This is a genomic window from Sphingomonas qomolangmaensis, from assembly GCF_024496245.1.
GTDB classification, from domain to species: domain Bacteria; phylum Pseudomonadota; class Alphaproteobacteria; order Sphingomonadales; family Sphingomonadaceae; genus Sphingomonas; species Sphingomonas qomolangmaensis.
On sequence record NZ_CP101740.1, the window covers coordinates 727,972 to 747,619 of the forward strand.

17 protein-coding genes are annotated in these 19,648 nt (G+C 65.4%); 6 read left to right on the plus strand and 11 right to left on the minus strand.

Annotation, left to right across the window (positions count from 1 at the left end; genetic code table 11):
- Positions 1-273, plus strand: coding sequence for a DUF1467 family protein (locus NMP03_RS03515; RefSeq protein WP_256507153.1), 273 nt, complete (start codon positions 1-3; stop codon positions 271-273).
- 134 nt (positions 274-407) lie between these two features.
- Here NMP03_RS03515 and NMP03_RS03520 read toward each other — a convergent pair whose 3' ends face one another.
- Positions 408-2,687 carry a coiled-coil domain-containing protein gene (locus NMP03_RS03520; RefSeq protein WP_256507154.1) on the minus strand — a complete coding sequence of 760 codons (2,280 nt, stop codon included), beginning with the start codon at positions 2,685-2,687 and terminating at the stop codon, positions 408-410.
- A 76-nt stretch (positions 2,688-2,763) separates the two neighbouring features.
- Between NMP03_RS03520 and NMP03_RS03525 the strand changes: the two genes are divergently transcribed.
- Positions 2,764-3,057, plus strand: a complete 294-nt coding sequence (locus tag NMP03_RS03525; RefSeq protein ID WP_256507155.1) for an Hpt domain-containing protein — start codon at positions 2,764-2,766, stop codon at positions 3,055-3,057.
- A 14-nt stretch (positions 3,058-3,071) separates the two neighbouring features.
- On the opposite strand, the gene NMP03_RS03530 is transcribed toward NMP03_RS03525, so the two are convergent.
- From NMP03_RS03530 to NMP03_RS03575, 10 genes are all read right to left on the minus strand, one after another.
- Positions 3,072-4,247: a vWA domain-containing protein gene (locus NMP03_RS03530; protein WP_256507156.1), complete on the minus strand. Its 1,176-nt coding sequence runs from the start codon at positions 4,245-4,247 to the stop codon at positions 3,072-3,074.
- 40 nt (positions 4,248-4,287) lie between these two features.
- On the minus strand, positions 4,288-5,607 hold the full coding sequence (locus tag NMP03_RS03535) for a glycosyltransferase family 39 protein (RefSeq protein WP_256507157.1): 1,320 nt from the start codon (positions 5,605-5,607) through the stop codon (positions 4,288-4,290).
- Positions 5,608-5,727: 120 nt separating this feature from the next.
- Positions 5,728-6,288, minus strand: a complete 561-nt coding sequence (locus NMP03_RS03540; RefSeq protein ID WP_256507158.1) for a CHAP domain-containing protein — start codon at positions 6,286-6,288, stop codon at positions 5,728-5,730.
- 99 nt (positions 6,289-6,387) lie between these two features.
- Positions 6,388-7,230, minus strand: coding sequence for an AAA family ATPase (locus NMP03_RS03545; RefSeq protein ID WP_256507159.1), 843 nt, complete (start codon positions 7,228-7,230; stop codon positions 6,388-6,390).
- 74 nt (positions 7,231-7,304) lie between these two features.
- A complete protein-coding gene (locus tag NMP03_RS03550; RefSeq protein ID WP_256507160.1) occupies positions 7,305-7,970 on the minus strand; it encodes a DUF6975 family protein in 666 nt (221 codons plus the stop codon).
- Positions 7,971-8,071: 101 nt separating this feature from the next.
- Complete coding sequence (locus tag NMP03_RS03555; RefSeq protein ID WP_256507161.1) at positions 8,072-8,989, minus strand: PAS domain-containing protein; 918 nt, start codon at positions 8,987-8,989, stop codon at positions 8,072-8,074.
- A gap of 113 nt (positions 8,990-9,102) precedes the next feature.
- On the minus strand, positions 9,103-11,130 hold the full coding sequence (gene rpoD / locus NMP03_RS03560; protein WP_256507162.1) for an RNA polymerase sigma factor RpoD: 2,028 nt from the start codon (positions 11,128-11,130) through the stop codon (positions 9,103-9,105).
- Between the two features lie 13 nt (positions 11,131-11,143).
- Entirely contained in the window at positions 11,144-13,018 is a 1,875-nt protein-coding gene (dnaG, locus tag NMP03_RS03565; protein WP_256507163.1) for a DNA primase, read from the minus strand.
- Positions 13,015-13,473 carry an endonuclease domain-containing protein gene (locus NMP03_RS03570; RefSeq protein WP_256507164.1) on the minus strand — a complete coding sequence of 153 codons (459 nt, stop codon included), beginning with the start codon at positions 13,471-13,473 and terminating at the stop codon, positions 13,015-13,017. Before NMP03_RS03570 ends, dnaG begins: the two co-directional genes overlap by 4 nt.
- A 70-nt stretch (positions 13,474-13,543) precedes the next feature.
- Positions 13,544-13,996 carry a GatB/YqeY domain-containing protein gene (locus NMP03_RS03575; protein WP_256507165.1) on the minus strand — a complete coding sequence of 151 codons (453 nt, stop codon included), beginning with the start codon at positions 13,994-13,996 and terminating at the stop codon, positions 13,544-13,546.
- Positions 13,997-14,136: 140 nt separating this feature from the next.
- Here NMP03_RS03575 and NMP03_RS03580 point away from each other — a divergent pair, with 140 nt between their 5' ends.
- The 4 genes from NMP03_RS03580 to greA all read left to right on the plus strand — a co-directional run bounded on the left by NMP03_RS03580 (position 14,137) and on the right by greA (position 19,643).
- Positions 14,137-15,459 (plus strand): carbamoyl phosphate synthase small subunit, encoded by a 1,323-nt coding sequence (locus NMP03_RS03580; RefSeq protein ID WP_256507166.1) that lies wholly within the window; start codon positions 14,137-14,139, stop codon positions 15,457-15,459.
- An 8-nt stretch (positions 15,460-15,467) separates the two neighbouring features.
- Positions 15,468-15,755, plus strand: a complete 288-nt coding sequence (locus tag NMP03_RS03585; RefSeq protein WP_256507167.1) for a hypothetical protein — start codon at positions 15,468-15,470, stop codon at positions 15,753-15,755.
- Positions 15,755-19,090: a carbamoyl-phosphate synthase large subunit gene (gene carB, locus NMP03_RS03590; protein WP_256507168.1), complete on the plus strand. Its 3,336-nt coding sequence runs from the start codon at positions 15,755-15,757 to the stop codon at positions 19,088-19,090. The genes NMP03_RS03585 and carB overlap by 1 nt, the downstream gene beginning before the upstream one ends.
- A 76-nt stretch (positions 19,091-19,166) precedes the next feature.
- A complete protein-coding gene (gene greA / locus NMP03_RS03595; RefSeq protein ID WP_256507169.1) occupies positions 19,167-19,643 on the plus strand; it encodes a transcription elongation factor GreA in 477 nt (158 codons plus the stop codon).
- The last annotated feature ends 5 nt before the right edge of the window (positions 19,644-19,648 follow it).

Genomic DNA, 19,648 nt, shown 5'->3' on the forward strand with positions numbered 1-19,648 from the left:
ATGGCCTGGCAATCGGCGATGGCGATCTATTTCCTGTTTTGGGCGCTGTCGGTGTTCTTCGTGCTGCCCTTCGGCGTGCAGACCACCGACGAAGCGGGGATCGACCGGATACCGGGCCAGGCCGACAGCGCGCCGACGCATTTCAATGTAGGCCGGGTCGCGCTGCTGACGACGATCGTGTCGGCGATGCTGTTCGGCGCGTTCTACGCGAATTACGTGAATGGGTGGGTGACCGCCGAGATGCTGGATTTTGTGAACGCCAGGGGGCGGTGACGTCCGCTCCCCTCCCTAAAAGGGAGGGGCTGGGGGTGGGTGGAGTGCTCGCGATACTTTGGTGTCGGGCGCTTGGGTTCCGTAGCTTCAGGCCTCCACCCACCCCCGACCCCTCCCTTCCGGGGAGGGGAGCACTACGCCCGCAGGCGCTCGATCGCCTGCGCCAGCGCCACGTACAGCTTCCCCGCGTCCGACGACAGCAACGTTACCCCCAGCGGTGAGCCGTCGCGGTGCGCCAGCACCTGGCGCAGCATTGCCTCGAAGTCGTGGATGTAGCGGTTCACCTGATCGCGGAAGTCGTCGTCCGAATCGTAGAGGTTCGCGATCTCGCGCAGCTGGCCGGGCTCGATCAGCTTGACCGCGCGGCGGGTGAAGACGCCGCGATCGCCCTTCAAATACGCCGACCAGGCGGTGTCCGACACGTCCGACGACAAAGCGCGCGCGATGTCGATCGAGGCCGAGTTGAGCGCCTCGATCAGCAGCGACACGCGGCGGCCGAAGCTGTCGCGATCGGCAGTCTCGCGCTCGCTGCGCGCTTCCTCGATCCGGTGGTCGATCCGTGCGGTGGCTTCGACGATGCTCGCCATCTGTTCGCCTACCTGCGCCGAGGCGCGGTTGGCGGCGCGGACCGCTTCGTCGGCGGCTTGACCGAGCAGGCCGAGCTGGCGCGTGACCGCATCGTCGATCGCGCGCGCGAGTGCCTGGACCGACGCGGTTTCGAGCCGGGTCGCGGCTTCGGGGATGACGCTGGCCAGGCTCGTGCGCGCATGCTCGGTCGCGGCACCGGCGGTCTCGCGGATCCGCACCAACGCCTCGACCAGCCGCGGGGCCGCATCGTCGGCGAAGTCGCGGGTCTGTGCGATCGTACTTTCGATCGCGTGCTGGATGCCGTCGATCCGCTCGCTGCCGGTGCCCAGCGCTTCGACCAACGCGGCCGACAGCGCCACCAGCGTGTCACGCTGCGCGCCGACGGTGGTGTTGATCGCGTCGATCGCGTCGTGGGTGCTCTCGGCGGCGTTGACGAGCGCGAGCAATTCGGGCTTGGCGGCGCCGACGATCGCGCGGCTCTCGCCGACGCGCGCGTCGAGGCGCACGAGCGCCTGGGGCAGGGTCTCGTCGATCTCGCGCACCGCGGCGTCGAGCGCGGTCAGCAGGCCTTCGGCGCGCTCGATCGTCGCGGCGGCGACGGCATCGCCCGCCTGCATCGAATCACGCATCGCATCGAGCCCGACGGTGACCGCCGCCACCGATTGCGCGAGCGACCCCGCCCGCCGGACGCCGGTTTCATGGAGCAGGTCGAGCTGCGCGGTGGCGCCCGCGACATTGGTGTCGAGCGTATCGAACAACAGGTCGGCGTGATCGCGCTCACGGTCGAGGACCGTGGCTATCCGCCCGATCGCTTCTTCGACGGTGGCGAGGCGCGCGGCGAGCGTCTCCATCCCCTCGCGCCCGACCCGGTCGAGCGTCGCCTGGTTGGTGGTGAGCATCGCCATCATCGCTTCGCCCTGCGCGGCGATCCCGCGGCGCGCCTCGTCGATCGCCTGTGCCGCGCGATCGAGCACCGCATCGACTGCTGCTGAAGTGTCGGCGGTGACGGCTTCGAGCCGTGCGCCCGCGCTTTCGCTGGTGGCTTCCATCCGCGCGATATGCGCCGCGAGCCGCTGCGCCGCGCTGCCGGTGACTTCGTCGGCAACGCGGCCGCGTTCGGCGAGCGCGCCGAGCTGAGCGTCGAGCGCCGACACCTGTTCGCCCGCCGCCAGCCCGAGCCGGTCGAGCACCTCCGCCATCGAGTGCAGCTCGCCATTGGCGCGCGGCATCGTCGCGATCAGCACCGCGAGCCTCTTGCCCGCGGTATCCGACGATTCGCCCAGCGTCCGCGCAGCCGCGTGAACCGACGCGACATCGCGCACGACGAGATTGCTGATATGCTGTAGCCGCTCGCTGACTTCCTCGCCTGCGGCGATCATCGCATGCGCCTGCTCACCGAGCGCGGAGCGGTTGCCTTCGATCCGGTCGGAAAGCGCGGCGATGCGTACCTCCAGTGTCGCCGCTTCCACGCGCATCGCGTGTGCAGTGGCGCCGAAGCGGCGGGCCTCGGCGCGACCGTTGCGGGTGGAGAGGAGATAGAGAATGGCAATGAGCGCAGGGGGTACGCACAGCGCGGCAATCAATTGGACGAGCGCGACGGGGGGCAGCGCCACCGCTACGCCATCGAACAATAGCCAAGCCGCGAACGCGCACCAGCCGAACAGCGCAACGCCGGCGACGATCGCCGGCAAGCGCGTGTCGCGCACGGCGGGCTCGCCTGCTCCCTCTTCGACGTAGATCGATTCGTGATCGAGCGGCAGCACCGATTCCTCGGGCGCGGGGTCGCGCTCAGCGCGCAGACCGATGATGGTTGAACCCCCGTTCATGCCCATCGTGTACCATGTTTCTGCAAACGCGATAGCGAAACCATGCGTTAACGGGAACGGTTTAGCAGGTGTTGCGATGGCTTATGATCCGGGTGCAATCGATGCGACGCTGGCGGCGGCGGTGGGCGACGAGCCCGCGCTGATCGCCGAACTGCGCGAGGCGTTTTTAGACAGCACGCAGCGCGCGCTCCACGCGCTGATGGTCGCCGAAACGGGCGAGGCGTGGACCGCGGCGGCGTGGCGGCTGAAGGGCCTTGCGGCCAGCTTCGGCGCGGTGCGCCTGATGGCGCTGGCGAGCGAGGCGGCGGCGGTGCCGGTGGGTGACATAGCCATGCTGCGCAAATTGAAGCGCGCGGTGGAACGGCTTTAGGTGTTTCGGCGGCTCTAGGCCTTCCGCCCCAGTTCGCGCATCGCTTCGTCGAGGCCGGTCAACGTGAGCGGGTACATCCGCTCGTTCAGCAGTTCGCGGACGATGCGGATCGAATGGGTGTAGCCCCATTGATCCCTGGGCAACGGGTTGAGCCAGGCCGCGGAGGGGTAGGTGTTGGTCAGCCGCTGCATCCACACCGCGCCCGCTTCCTCGTTGAAATGCTCGACCGAGCCGCCGGGATGGGTGATCTCGTAAGCGCTCATCGATGCGTCGCCGACGAGCACCAGCTTATAGTCATGGCCATATTTGTGGAGCACGTCCCACATCGGCGTGCGTTCGGTGAACCGTCGGCGATTGTCCTTCCACACGCCCTCGTACGGGCAATTGTGGAAGTAGAAGAATTCGAGATGCTTGAACTCGCCGGTCGCGGCGGAGAACAGCTCTTCGCATAGCGTGACGAAGGGGTCCATCGATCCGCCGACGTCGAGGAACAGCAGCAATTTGACCGCATTGTGCCGCTCGGGGCGCATCCGGACGTCGAGCCAGCCCTGCTTCGCGGTGCCCTCGATCGTTGCGTCGAGGTCGAGTTCGTCAGCGGCACCGGTGCGCGCGAATCGGCGCAGGCGACGCATCGCGACCTTGATGTTGCGGGTTCCGAGTTCCTTGGTGCTGTCGAGATTGCGGAATTCGCGCTGGTCCCAGACCTTGAGCGCGCGCTTGTGTCGCGATCCGCCGCCGATGCGGACACCCTCGGGGTTGTAGCCGGCATTGCCATAGGGGCTGGTGCCGCCGGTACCGATCCATTTGCTGCCGCCCTGGTGGCGCTCCTGCTGCTCGGCGAGCCGCTGCTTGAGTGTCTCCATGATCTCGTCCCAGCTGCCGAGCGATTCGATTTTCGCCATTTCTTCGGCGCTGAGATATTTCTCGGCGATCGCGCGGAGCCATTCGTCGGGGACGGTAGTGCCGTCGGCTTCGGGGGCAACGACGCCGCGGAAGACCTGCGCGAAGACCTGGTCGAAACGGTCGAGCAGCCCTTCGTCCTTCACGAAGGTGGCGCGCGCGAGGTAGTAAAAGGCGTCGGGGGTGCGATCGATCACCTCGCGATCGAGCGCTTCGAGCAGGACCAGATGCTCCTTGAGGCTCGCGGGAATGCCGGCGGCGCGCAGCGCGTCGATGAATCCGTGGAACATGGGGCAGGGTGTGGCGCGCGATTAGGTGCGGGGCAAGCGGTCAGTCGATGCGGCGGTACAGCCGCCAGCCTTCTTCGGACAGGCCTTCCGAACGATCTTCCGCAATCCTGCGCCAGGCATGGCCGCAATAGGACGAATGGTCGCCGAACGGCTCGGCGCGAAATCGATGAACGATCAAATAGGCGGCGGGTGCACAACCGTTGATGTAGATATGCAGCGGATAGCCGGAGCGGCGACTCGCTACCTCGTAGACAGCGCTACCCATTTTTCGTTCGAGCATGACCGAGCTTCCCTGCGGCGAGCCTGCTGCGATCCAGCGGATCGCGCCATCGGGATCGCCGCGGGCGTCGCGGATCAGCGCAAGGTCGACCGAGATGCTTGCTCCAACCATCGCCAGGAAGAGTGCTGCGCACCCGTACCGAAAGCCGGTCCCGCGCTGCCAGGCCCAAGCCGCCAGGTCCGACCACATCACGAGCGTGGCGATGGCCACCAGCATATAATATCGGCCGTTACTCGGATTGGCGGGTTGCAGCACTGCGATCGCGAGTGGAAAGCACAATATGGCAAGCACATAGAAGCTGCGCCGCGGCAGCGCGATACCGACGGCTACCGCCAGCGAAGCGAGGATGACTGCGATCGGCCACGAATGCAGGAGCGGTGCACCGACCAAGTGTGCGGTGAGCCCGATCATCGCCTCGCGATAGGCCGCCCAGGTGAAGGGCACATACGCGCCCACGCTCATGCCCTTGCCGTCAATCATGGGTGCTACGAACACCAGCGACAGGATCGCAAGAATTACGATCAAGGCGGGGGAGGTCATTTCGAGCGTTCGGCGAACGCTCGCCCAGCCGCGCGCGCGTTCGAGTTGCACGAAGAGGATCCAGCCGCCGATCGCGAAAAAGGCAAACAACATCGTCAGCTGTGAAAGCATGCCGATCGCGAATACGATCGCCAGCGGCCCGCGCGGCGCCGGTGCCTCCCCCGCCGCCCATCGGTCGACCAGCAGGATCGCCACCAATACCATGAGCGTCATCGAGGCATAGCCCCGCGCTTCGGCGCCATAGGTGACAAATACCGGCGATACGGCGAACAAGGTTGCCGCCACCAAGCCCGCGACGTTGCTGGTCCGACGGCCAATCGCTGCCGCCACGGCTACGCTCGCTGCGCCCGAAACAATCGATAGTGCCCGCTGGGCCAGCGGCGATGCCTGCGGGCCGTGGAGTTGTAGCCAAACCGAGGTCAGGTGATGATTATTATCGTGATTGATCGACGTGAAGACACCCAAGATCGATCCGGTGCGATAGACGTGGATCGCCGACCATGCTTCGTCGAGCCAAAGACCTCCCGTGGCATATGCCATGCGACCCGCAATCGCGATCACCACGATGACTAAAAGCGCAGCATATTCGACGCGTTGCGACGCTGTGTTCCGGTTCGCCATGTCCCTGACGTATCGGCTTCATGGTTAAGGAGGCGTAAGTTAACGCGCGTACGCGTCGATCAGCGATCCGACATAGTCGGGGCGGGCGCTGGTGAGTTCGGGGGCGGGTCGCGCCGGGGGTGCCTTGCCGCCCTTGCCGTAGATGAAGCCGTAGACGGGGTAGCTGCTGCCGCCCAGGCCGTCGCTGTCGCGATACCACACCTTCACCCGGCTCCAGTCGCCGCGCGGCGATACGTCGAACAAGGTCACGTCCTGTTCGGCGCGGCCGCGCTTGCCGCCGATGCGCGACCAATTGGCGTGGGTGACCATCACGGTGCGATCCTCGATGATCCGGCTGACCACCGCGACATGGCCGAATTTGAGCTGGTCGGTGCTGGCAAAGACGAGCACCGCGCCGATCCGCGGGCGATCGCCGCGGTCGTATTTGCCCGCGGCCTGCTCCCACCAGGTATGCGCGTTGCCCCAGATCTGGATGCCCGACACCGCGCGCGCGAAGGGAACGCATTCGCCGACATAGTCCTGGATGATCGATCGTGCCTGCGCTGCCGGGGCGCTAAGCGCGACCGCCAGCATCATCGAGATCACAGCGAACCTACGCATCGCCTACTCCCTTTACCCGGCGCTACATCACACGCGACCGGTAGCCATTCTATTGGCAGGAATAGTTAAGCCAAGGTAACCAAATGGCGGCTGAACGCTTCAGCTTTGCCGGCGCGCCATGAAGGCGAGGCGTTCGAACAGCATCACGTCCTGCTCGTTCTTGAGCAGCGCGCCGTGGAGCGGCGGGATCGCCTTGGTCGGGTCGCGCGACTGGAGCACTTCGAGCGGCATGTCTTCGTGCAGCAGCAGCTTGAGCCAATCGAGCAATTCGCTGGTTGAGGGCTTTTTCTTGAGGCCGGGGACCTCGCGCAGGTCGTAGAAGATATCCATCGCGCGGTTGACCAGCAGTCGCTGGATATCGGGGAAATGGACGTCGATGATCGCCTGCATCGTCGCGCGGTCGGGGAATTTGATATAGTGGAAGAAGCAGCGGCGCAGGAACGCGTCGGGCAGGTCCTTCTCGTTGTTCGAGGTGATGACGACGATCGGGCGCTCGGCGGCCTTCACCGTCTCGCCCGTCTCGTAGACATGGAATTCCATCCGATCGAGTTCCTGCAACAGGTCGTTGGGGAATTCGATATCGGCCTTGTCGATCTCGTCGATCAGCAGCACCGGCAGCTTGGGGGCGGTGAAGGCTTCCCATAATTTGCCGCGGCGGATGTAATTGCCGATGTCGTTGACGCGCGGATCGCCGAGCTGGCCGTCGCGAAGCCGCGCTACCGCATCATATTCGTAGAGTCCCTGCTGCGCCTTGGTGGTCGATTTTACGTTCCATTCGATCAGCGGCGCGCCGACCGCGCGAGCGATTTCATAGGCCAGCACGGTCTTGCCGGTGCCGGGTTCGCCCTTGACGAGCAACGGGCGGCGCAGCGTGACGGCGGCATTGACCGCCACCTTCAGGTCGTCGGTCGCCACATAGTCGCTGGTGCCTTCGAAGCGCATCGCCGTCCCCGTCCGATCTCGAATATCCGGGGACTTAGGAGCAAGCGTGCAGGCGGCGCAACCCGCGGCGCCGATCAGCTGTGGTTGCGCGCGATCGATCGAGCCTCGAGCAGGCTCCACAGCCCCCGCTGCTGCGCTGCGAATTGCTGCGCGCCGAACAGCAGGGCGCGCTCGACCGCCGAGGTAGTAGCAAAGCCGTCGATCATCACGGCGCTGTCGACCGGCGAAGGCAGTGCGGCGGTTGCGATGTCGATCCCCATCCGCGTCGCCGCGCGATCGAGGAGAATCCGCACCGCGTGCCAATCGAGCACCAACGCCGCCGCAGTGCCGAGCGCGCAGCCGCGCCGATCCGACTGCGATAGCATGTCGAACGCATGGTGCTGCGCGATCACCGCGGCCTCGCTCTCGGCCTGGCCGGGGGTGCTGGGAAGCGGTCCCGATGCCGCGACGAGAATCGCCAGCGTGCGACGCTCCTCTGCAAAACCCGTCGAGGCTTCGGCGAGCCACGCATTCGCGCCGGGCTCGTCGGTATGCTGGGCGGCATAGCCGATGATCCCGGGATGACGCCCATGCAGCATCGCAACGACATGCAGCATGTCGGTGACGTCGCGCGTCGGCGCTGCCGGCTGGCGCAGCGTGCCGGGATAGCGATGCCCCGCAGTGCCGTCGCTTGCGACAACAGCAAACAGCGCGCCGGAAGCGCCACTGGTGCCGATCATACGCGCGGTCTCTAAAGGCATGATTCCCCCCGTGGTCCCAATTGCGATGCGCTGGCGGCCACGTCACAGACGCCCACGCGGACCTAGCCGCATGCAATAGGGCAATATCGTAAATACCAGGTTTAGAGGCCGCACCCACCTACCGCGTCTTCGGCACCGCCTACCACCAACAGCGCGGTAATCGCTTCGATCGCCAGGCGGCTGCGCAGTGGCGCCAGCCCGATCCGCACGGGGACCGGCGGCCGGTCGCGGCGGATCATCCGCGCGGCGAGCCGATGGCCTTTGCCCTCGCGAAGCGTTGCTTCGATCGCGTCGCTCGCCGCAGTGCGCGACGCGATATCGAGCAAAGTGACGAAGCGCATCGATGCCGATCCGGTTTCGGCTAGCCCGGTCAGCATCGCCAGCGGCGGGGCGGGGGGATCGACATAGCCCCGCAGGTTCAGCCGCAACGCCGCGACCCCGCCAGCCATCGCGATCGCTTCGTCGAGCGCATCGATCGTCGCGCTCAGCGAGTCGGCGGCGACATCGAGCGTGACGTCTTCGAAGATCAGCAACAGGCCGCCGGGGTGCGGGGCGATCACCACCGAGAAATGCCGCTCGGCGATCGCAACATCGACTTGCTCAGGCGCGGCCTTGCGGCGCGTGCGGGCGCCCTGATCGAGCAGGAATTGCGCGACTGCGGGCGGCAGCAACCGGGCCAACGGCCGCCCGCGCGCCGCCGCCTCGCCGATCGCAAAGCCCAGCCGTGCGGCGCGATTGGTGTCGATGATATCCCCTGCCAGATCGACCGCGATCACCGCCTCGCGCATCGCGTCGAGCAGCAGCGCACGGTGATCGGCGGCGGCGGTATTGGTATCGGCGTAGCTGCTGCACAACCGGCGCATCAGATCGAACGACGTGAGCACCAGGCTGGGCTGGCCGCGGCGCATGACGAACACCGGTCGCGCGATTGCGCGTTCCTGCCACATCCCGAAATTGCGAACCAGCTTCGATGCGGAGACGCAGGCGCTGGGATCGAGCTGAAGCGGTTCGTCGGCCATGGCCCAAGAAAGCCATGCGGGGGCGCCGATCGGCAACCCAGTCGCTCCGTTTCGGAGCTATCTTGCGTAATCAGCGCCCCCGGAACGCGCGATCGCGTTCCGGGCGGCAACTGCTATTGGTCGAGGAACGACCGCATCTTGCGGCTGCGGCTGGGGTGCTTCAGCTTGCGCAGTGCCTTGGCCTCGATCTGGCGAATACGCTCGCGCGTCACCGAGAATTGCTGGCCGACCTCTTCCAACGTGTGATCGGTGTTCATGCCGATGCCGAAACGCATCCGCAGCACGCGCTCCTCGCGCGGGGTGAGGCTTGCCAGCACCCGCGTGACGGTTTCCTTAAGGTTGGCCTGGATCGCGGCATCGACTGGGATGATCGCGTTCTTGTCCTCGATGAAATCGCCGAGGTGGCTATCCTCCTCGTCGCCGATCGGGGTTTCGAGGCTGATCGGCTCCTTGGCGATCTTCATCACCTTGCGGACCTTTTCGAGCGGCATGCTCAAGCGCTCGGCCATTTCCTCGGGCGTGGGCTCGCGGCCCTGCTCGTGGAGGAACTGGCGGCTGGTCCGCACCAGCTTGTTGATCGTCTCGATCATATGCACCGGGATGCGGATCGTGCGGGCCTGATCGGCGATCGAGCGGGTGATCGCCTGGCGGATCCACCATGTCGCATAGGTGCTGAACTTGTAGCCACGGCGATATTCGAACTTATCGACCGCCTTCATCAGGCCGATATTGCCCTCCTGGATCAAATCCAGGAACTGCAGCCCGCGATTGGTGTATTTCTTGGCGATTGAGATCACCAGCCGTAGGTTCGCCTCGACCATTTCCTTCTTGGCGATACGCGCTTCGCGCTCGGCCTTCTGCACCATGTTGACGATGCGGCGGAACTCGCCGAGCGCCATGCCCGTCGCCTGCGAAATCTCGGCAATTTCGTTGCGGATGCGATCGACCGAATCGACCTCGGTTTCGGCGAACGCCTTCCACTTCTTGTCGATCTTCGCGACCGAGGCGAGCCAGTTCTCGTCGAGCTCGTGATCGACATAGCTGTCGAGGAACGACTTGCGGTTGACCTTGTGGCGCTCGGCCAGCCGCAGCATCTGGCCGCCGAGCGCGGTCAGCCGGCGGTTGAAGCTGTAAAGCTGGTCGACCAGATATTCGATCTTGGCGTTGTGGAACTGGACGCTCTCGACCTCGGCGGTGAGCTCTTCGCGCAGCTTGTGATATTTTCGCTCGTCGGCCGCCGAGAAGTCGGCGCCCGCCGACATCGCGTCGAGCCGGTTCTGCTGGACCTTCGAGAATTTCTTGTAGAGCGCGGTGATCGAGGCGAATTTCTCGAGCGCCTGCGGCTTGAGCGTCTCTTCCATCTGCGCGAGGCTGAGGGTGTTGTCCTCTTCCTCGTCGTCCGACGCACGCGGGGTGCGGCGTTCGCTCGATTCATCGTCCTCGTCGACCGAGGCTTCCTCGGGCTCGGCTTCTTCCTTGAAGGTCGGGCCGGCATTCTTCGCCGAAATCTCGCCATCGTCCTCGCCGTCCTCAGACAGCGATTCGGGGGCGGGGTCCTTCGAGAGCATCGCATCGAGATCGAGGATCTCGCGCAGCTGCATCGTGCCTTCGTTGAGCGCGGTCGACCAGCCGATGATCGCGTTGAAGGTGATCGGCGATTCGCACAGCCCGAAGATCATCGTGTCGCGGCCGGCCTCGATCCGCTTGGCGATCGCAATCTCGCCCTCGCGGCTGAGCAATTCGACCGCGCCCATTTCGCGCAGGTACATGCGGACGGGATCGTCGGTGCGATCGACCGTCTCCTTCTTCTTGACCATTTCGAACGCAGGCGCGGCATCGTCCTGGCCATCGGTCGCCTCGACTTCGTCGGGGGTATCCTCTTCGGCCTCGGCGTCTTCGCCGCCTTCTTCGTTCTCGACCACGTTGATGCCCATGTCGTTGAGCGACGACATCACGTCCTCGATCTGCTCGCTCGACATCTGGTCCTGTGGCAGCATCTCGTTGAGCTGGTCGACCGTGATGTAGCCACGCTTCTTGGCGCGCGCGACCAGTTTCTTGATCGGTCCTTCGTTCAGGTCGATCAGCGGTGCGTCGCCCGATTCAGGACCTTCGGCAACTTCCGCCATGTTCGCTTTCGCCATTAACTGCCCTCAATCACCCAAGCGTTTCGTCGTCTTCGTCCGGCAGCATCAGATTTGCAAGCCGCGCCTCCAGCCGGGCGCGCTCATGCACCAATGCTATCTGCCGCGTATAGGCTTCGTCGGTGAAGCCAGTCTGTACCGCCAGTGTCGCTTCCATCAATGCGGCATCGACCCGGGGGCGTGCCACCATCACCGCGATCGCCTCGTTCAGGTCGGCCATAGCCTGCGCCTCGTCGGCGTGACCCTGGGTGAACGTGAACGGCAGGCTATCGGCGCGCAACAAGTCGCTTGCCACCTGATCGAAACCCGACCTCGCCAATATGGTGAGGACATGGCCGCTATCAAGCGCCTGATCTTCCAGTGCAACATCGATCACCGCTTCGAACAGGCGCGCAAGGGTGGCGTTGGCGAGCTTCAGGCTGCCCAATATCTCGATATGCCGCGCGATTTGCGCCGGATGGCGGATCAGCCCGGCGAGCACCGCGCGCGCCAGCACCGGGTCGATCCCGCCGGTGCTGACGTCGCGCGTGCCTTCGGTCGCGGGCGGATCGGGCAGCTTCCAGCCGCCGCGCCCCTTGTCGAAGCGGCCGCCGGAGCGCTGCGGCTGGAAGACGCGGCGCGGCGCTGGCTTTCGCGCGAACATATCGTCGAAGCGGTTGCGGAAATCGGCGTGATATTCGTCGCGCACGCCGGGATCGGCGATGCTGCTCGCGAGATCGGACAGGCGCCGCTTGAGCCCGGCGCGTTGTTCGGGGGTGGTGAGCGGCTCGGCGGCGACTTCGTGGCTCCAGAGCCGATCTACCAAGGGCTGCGCCTTGGCGACCAGCGCCTCGAACGCGGCGGGGCCGGCGGCGCGCACCAGATCGTCGGGGTCCTGGCCCTGCGGGAGCGTGACGAAGGCGAGGCTTCGCCCCGGCGCGAGCATCGGCATCGCGCGTGTCGCGGCGCGGATCGCCGCCTTCTGCCCCGCCGAGTCGCCGTCGAAGCACAGCAAGGGCACGTCGGTCATCCGCCAGAGCCGTTCGAGCTGTGATTCGGTCATCGCGGTGCCCAAGGGTGCAACCGCCTCGCCGAACCCCGCCTGCGCCAGCGCGATGACGTCCATATAGCCCTCGACCGCGATCACCCGGTTGGCTTTCCGCGCGGCGGGCTGGGCGAGGTCGAGATTGTAGAGATTGCGCCCCTTGTCGAAGAGCGGGGTTTCGGGGGAGTTGAGATATTTGGGCTCGCCATCACCGATGATCCGTCCGCCGAACGCGATCACCCGCCCGCGCGGATCGCGGATCGGGATCATCAGTCGTCCGCGAAACCGGTCATAGGGCTCCTTGTCCTCTACCTGGATCAGCAGCCCGGCCTCGATCAGCAGCGGATCGCCATAGTCCTTGAGCGCGGCGCGCAGCTTGCCGCGGCTGTCGGGCGCGAACCCCAGCCCGAAGGTCGCGGCGGTCGCGGCGTTGATCCCGCGCCGTTCGAGCAGCCCCCGCGCCTCGCCGCCGCCCTGGCCGTGCAATTGTTCGGTGAACCAGGCGGCGGCGTCGGCCATCACCTCGTGCAGCCCCTTGGCGCGCTCGGCACGCTCGGCCGAGCGCTTGTCGGCGGCGGGCACGTCGAGCCCGGCGACGCCCGCGAGCTCCTTGACCGCGTCCATGAAGGGCAGGCCCTGATGATCGGTCATCCACCGGATCGCATCGCCATGCGCGCCGCAGCCGAAGCAATGGTAGAAGCCCTTGTCGTCGTTGACGTAGAAGCTCGGGGATTTTTCGTTGTGGAACGGACAGCACGCGCGGAACTCGCGGCCCGCGCGCTGGAGCTTTACGGTGCACGCGACGAGGCTCGACAGCGTGGTGCGGGCGCGGAGTTCGTCGAGGAAGGCTGGGGTTAGGGTCAACCCTCATGCCCCGGGTTATTGGACATTCCCTCCCCCGACCCCTCCCGCAAGCGGGAGGGGGGAAGCTGGTTCCCCTCCCGCTCGCGGGAGGGGCTAGGGGAGGGCGTGTCACCGAGCACGCGTACAATTTCGCCCACTACGCCTTCGATCCGTTCAATCACATCGTTGTTCCAGAACCGTAGGACACGATAGCCTTGCGCCTCGAGATATGCTGTCCGCCGGGCGTCTTTCGCCGACTGTGCTTCATGCTGACCGCCATCGACCTCGATGATCAGCTTTGCCGAGCGCGACACGAAGTCACAGATGCACGGCCCGATCGGAAACTGCCGATTGAAGCGCACGCCCGCGACTTTGCGAGCGCTCAACTGCTGCCAGAGCAAGCGTTCTGCCTCGGTGGCGTTGGTGCGCAATTCGCGGGAGCGCGCGGTGGGGCGGTCATATGCCTTGTCCAACATGCCCTCCCCCGACCCCTCCCGCCAGCGGGAGGGGAGTTATGTCAAAGATGCTCCGGCGAGCGGCAGCACTTTACCCCAACGCCGCCTTCACCGCGCCGCTTGCCTTGCTCATGTCGAGCGTCATCGCATGCCGCGCCTTCAGCTCGGCCATCACCCGGCCCATGTCCTTCATGCCGGTAGCGCCAAGCTCCGCCTTGATGGCCTCGACCGCAGCCGCGGTCTCGGCCGCGTCCATCTGGCGCGGCAGGAAGCGTTCGATCACCACGACTTCGGCGGCTTCGGCGTCGGCGAGTTCCTGGCGGTCGCCCTTTTCGAACATCTCGATCGATTCGCGGCGCTGCTTCACCATCTTCTGCAGCACTTCGACCACCAGCACGTCGTCGTCGTCGGGCGATGCGCCGGTGCGCGCTTCGATGTCGCGGTTCTTGATCGCGCTCTGGATCAGGCGGATCGTGCCGGTGCTAGCCTTGTCGCCGCCCTTCATCGCGGTGATGAGGGCGGTCTTGATGTCGTCGCGAATCATGTATGGGCCTCTCGTGCGGGCAAGCCGGAGAGCCTAGCGGATGCGCGGTTGTTCGTCACCGGTTGACGGGGCGGGACCGGGGGTCTAGCCCGACCGCTTAGCGACATCGCTGGAACCAACACACCGGAGTGCCCCCGTCCATGGCCGAGCCTAAACCCATGTCCGCGCCTGAAGGAGCCACGGGGGTTTTAGTGCTCGCCAGCGGGGAGATGCTGTGGGGTCGCGGCTTCGGCGCCGAGGGTGCCGCGGTCGGCGAAGTCTGCTTCAACACCGCGATGACCGGATACCAGGAGGTGATGACCGATCCTTCCTATGCCGGGCAGATCATCACCTTCACCTTCCCGCATATCGGCAATACCGGCACCAATGCCGACGATGTCGAGGCCGACGATCCGCATGCGTTGGGCATGATCGTGCGCGCCGACGTGACCGAGCCCTCGAACTTCCGCAGCGTTCAGCGGCTCGACGACTGGATGAAGGCGCATAACCGCATCGGCCTGTCGGGCATCGACACCCGCGCGCTCACCCGCCGCATCCGCACCGGCGGCGCGCCCAATGGTGTGATCGCTTACGCCGCCGATGGCGTGTTCGACCTCGATTCGCTGCTGCGGATGGCGCGGGCGTGGCCGGGGCTCGAGGGCATGGACCTGGCCAAGAGCGTGTCGTGCGAGACGCATTATGGCTGGGAAGGCGGGTTGTGGAGGCTGGGGGCGGGGTATGACAATACCCAATCCCCCTCCCGCCTGCGGGAGGGGTTAGGGGAGGGCATGTCCGCAACCGCGGCGCTCGATCCGACAAGCCCTCCCCCGACCCAGTCCGGGGTCGGATGTGCCCCCGGCACATCCTCGACAGCGCGGGGCGCTGTCGACCCCGAACTCGCAAGCGGGAGGGGGGAAGAAGCCCAACCCCACGTCGTCGCGATCGACTATGGCTCCAAACGCAACATCTTCCGCAACCTCGTCGCCGCCGGCGCGCGCGTGTCGGTGCTGCCTGCCACCGCGACCTATGACCAGGTGATGGCGCTCGCGCCCGACGGCGTGTTCCTGTCGAACGGCCCCGGCGACCCCGCCGCGACCGCCGACTATACCGTCCCCGTCATCCGCCGCCTGCTCGACGACAAGATGCCGGTGTTCGGCATTTGCCTCGGCCACCAGTTGCTCGGCTTGGCGGTGGGGGCGAAGACCACCAAGATGCACCAGGGCCATCGCGGCGCGAACCATCCGGTCAAGCGGCTGGCCGACGGCGTGGTCGAGATCACCAGCATGAACCACGGCTTCGCGGTGCTCACCGACACGCTGCCCGAAACCGCGCGCGAGACGCATGTGTCGCTGTTCGACGGATCGAATGCCGGCTTCGAACTGACCGACCGCCCGGCGTTTTCGGTTCAGTATCACCCCGAGGCAAGCCCCGGGCCGCAGGATAGCTTGTATCTGTTCGAGCGGTTTGTGGGGGCGTTGCGGTGATAGATGCTATGCTGCTTCTAGCGCTTTCACAGCATGTTGCTCTCGGGCCTGTCGAGAGTTGGAAACACGCCAATCAAACCGAACGGCGCGCGACGGTTCTTGCGATCACGCAAAGGTGTGAGCTTCCCCCGGCAGCAATAGAGCTTCTAAGCGGCGGCGAAGTCGTGATCCAGCCACCACAAGATGCACGTTACGAAGCTGTGGCGTGCATGATGGAGCAGATTGGCACACAAATCGGCTTCTCCAAGGTCGGCTTCCTCGGCAACGAGCAAGTCGCGGAAGAAAAGAAGAAATAATGCCCAAACGCACCGACATCTCCTCGATCCTCGTCATCGGCGCGGGGCCGATTGTCATCGGCCAGGCCTGTGAGTTCGACTATTCGGGCACGCAGGCGATCAAGGCGCTCAAGGAAGAGGGCTATCGCATCGTCCTGGTCAATTCGAACCCGGCGACGATCATGACCGATCCCGACCTCGCCGACGCCACCTATGTCGAGCCGATCACCCCCGAGATCGTTGCAAAGATCATCGCCAAGGAGCGCCCCGATGCGGTGCTGCCGACGATGGGCGGGCAGACCGCGCTCAACACCGCGCTGGCGCTCGCGCAGGACGGCACGCTCGAAAAATACGGCGTCCAGATGATCGGCGCCGATGCCGAGGCCATCGACAAGGCCGAGGACCGGATCAAGTTCCGCGACGCGATGGACCGGATCGGCCTCGAAAGCGCGCGGTCGCGGATCGCGCATACCGTCGACGAGGCGCTGGCCGCGATCGAGCATACCGGGCTGCCCGCGATCATCCGCCCGAGCTTCACCTTGGGCGGCACCGGCGGCGGCGTGGCCTACAACCGCGAGGAGTTCGTCGAGATCGTCCGCAGCGGGCTCGACGCCAGCCCGACGACCGAGGTGCTGATCGAGGAATCTTTGCTCGGCTGGAAAGAGTTCGAAATGGAGGTCGTCCGCGACAAGGCGGACAATTGCATCATCGTGTGCGCGATCGAGAATATCGATCCGATGGGGGTGCATACCGGCGATTCGATCACCGTCGCCCCCGCGCTGACGCTGACCGACAAGGAATATCAGATCATGCGCAACGCCAGCATCGCGGTGCTGCGCGAGATCGGCGTCGAAACCGGCGGATCGAACGTCCAGTTCGCGGTGAACCCCGCCGATGGCCGCTTGATCGTGATCGAGATGAACCCGCGCGTGTCGCGCTCGTCGGCGCTGGCGAGCAAAGCGACGGGCTTCCCGATCGCCAAGGTCGCGGCCAAGCTGGCGGTGGGCTACACGCTCGACGAGATCACCAACGACATCACCGGCGCGACTCCGGCGGCGTTCGAGCCGACGATCGACTATGTCGTCACCAAGATCCCGCGCTTTGCGTTCGAGAAGTTCAAGGGCGCCGAGGAAGTGCTGTCGACCGCGATGAAATCGGTCGGCGAAGTGATGGCGATCGGCCGCAGCATCCACGAGAGCATGCAGAAGGCATTGCGCGGGCTCGAGACCGGGCTGTCGGGCTTCAACGATGTCGACCGGCTGATCGGTGCCCCTCGCGCGGAAATCGAGGCGGCGCTTTCGGTGGCCACGCCCGACCGGCTGCTGGTCGCGGCGCAGGCGCTGCGCGAGGGCATGACCGTTGCCGAAGTGCATGCGATCGCCAAATACGACCCCTGGTTCCTCGCGCGGATCGAAGAGATCGTGCTTGCCGAGAACGAGGTGCGCGCGGGCGGCCTGCCACGTGACGCGGCGGGCATGCGCCGGCTGAAGGCGATGGGCTTCAGCGACAAGCGGCTCGCCTATCTGGCGCTGCAATCGGCGAACCTTCGCGGCGGCAGCGAGCGCTCGATCGCGCGCGGATCGGGGCTGATCCACGAGGCGGTGGTCGCGATGACCGGCGGCGTGACCGAGAAGGAAGTGCGCGCGCTGCGCCACAAGCTGGGGGTGCGTCCGGTCTTCAAGCGGATCGACACCTGCGCCGCCGAGTTCGACGCCAAGACGCCCTATATGTACTCGACCTATGAAGGTCCGAGCTTCGGCGAGCCCGAATGCGAGAGCATGCCCACCTCCGCCAAGAAGATCGTGATCCTGGGCGGCGGACCCAACCGGATCGGGCAGGGGATCGAGTTCGATTATTGCTGCTGTCACGCCTGCTTCGCGCTGGCCGACGCCGGCTATGAAACGATCATGGTCAACTGCAACCCCGAGACCGTCAGCACCGATTACGACACCAGCGACCGGCTGTATTTCGAGCCGCTGACCGCCGAGGACGTGCTCGAAGTGCTCGAGGTCGAGAAGAGCAACGGCACGTTGGTAGGGGTAATCGTCCAGTTCGGCGGCCAGACCCCGCTCAACCTGGCACAGGCGCTCGAGGATGCGGGGATCCCGATCCTGGGCACCAGCCCCGACGCGATCGACCTGGCCGAGGATCGCGAGCGCTTCGCCGCGCTGATCGCCAAGCTCAAGCTGCAACAGCCGGCCAACGGCATCGCGCGCAGCCGCGAGGAGGCGATCGCGGTGGCCGAACGCATCGGCTATCCGGTGCTGATGCGCCCGAGCTATGTGCTCGGCGGGCGCGCGATGGAGATCGTCGATGGTACGTCGCAGCTCGAATCCTATATCCAGACTGCGGTGCAGGTATCGGGCAACTCACCGGTATTGATCGATCAATATCTGCGCGACGCGATCGAGGTCGATGTCGATGCGATTTGCGACGGCACCGATGTCGTGGTGGCGGGCGTGCTCCAGCATATCGAGGAAGCCGGGGTCCATTCGGGCGACAGCGCCTGCTCGTTGCCCCCCTACAGCCTGCCCGCGGACATCATCGCCGAGATCGAGCGCCAGACCGTCGTGCTCGCGCATGCGCTGTCGGTACGTGGGCTGATGAACATCCAGTTCGCGGTGAAGGATGGCGTGGTGTACCTGATCGAGGTCAATCCGCGCGCCAGCCGCACCGTGCCCTTCGTCGCCAAGGCGATTGGGGTGCCGATCGCCAAGATCGCGAGCCGGGTGATGGCGGGCGAGATGCTCGCCGACCTGCCCAAGATCGACTGGCGCGTCGATCACGTCGCGGTGAAGGAAGCCGTCTTCCCCTGGGGGCGCTTCGCCGGGGTCGATCCGGTGCTGTCGCCCGAAATGAAGTCGACCGGCGAAGTGATGGGGATCGATACCGATTTCGCGATCGCCTTCGCCAAGGCGCAATTGGGGGCGGGGACGATCCTGCCATCGAAGGGAACGGTGTTCGTCAGCGTCAAGGCGAGCGACAAGGCGGTAATCCTGCCCGGCCTGCGTATCCTCGCCGATCTGGGCTTCACGATCATCGCCACCACCGGCACCGCCGATTTCCTGGCCGGGCAGGGGATCGCGGTCGAGCGGGTCAACAAGGTGGCACAGGGGCGGCCGCACATCGTCGATCGCATCCTCGATCGCCGGGTCGACCTGATCTTCAACACCACCGAGGGCTGGCAGTCGCTCAAGGATTCGTCGGACATTCGCCGGTCGGCGCTGGCGCAGAAGATTCCGTACTTCACCACTGCCACCGCCAGCGTTGCCGCGGCGCGCGCGATGGAGGCACTTTCGCGACAATCTCTTGAAGTAAGGCCGCTACAATCCTATTATTCGCGACTGCACAATTGATCCCAACCCACAGGAACATCGGTGCGGGCGACCCGTTCGGGATCGCGCGATAAGCGACTTATCAAGGATTGACGACATGGCGACGGTGGAAAAGATGCCGATGCTGGCCGAAGGGTATGAGACCCTGAGTGTCGAGCTCAAGCGGTTGAAGGCCGAACGTCCGTTGATCGTCGATGCGATCGAGGAAGCGCGCGCGCATGGCGATCTGTCGGAAAACGCCGAATATCACGCCGCCAAGGAACGCCAGGGCCAGATCGAGGCATCGCTGTCGGACATCGAGGACAAGCTGAGCCGCGCGCAGATCATCGATCCCAAGGAGCTTTCGGGCGACAAGATCGTGTTCGGTGCGACGGTGACGCTGCTCGACGACGACGACAAGCCGGTGAAGTACCAGATTGTCGGTCAGACCGAGGCTGACGCCAAGACCGGCCGCATCAGCTATAACTCTCCGCTGGGCCGCGCGTTGATCGGCCGCAAGGTCGACGAAGAGGTCGAAGTGACGGTGCCGTCAGGCGATCGCTATTACGTCGTGTCGAAGATCGAGTTCATCTGACACCG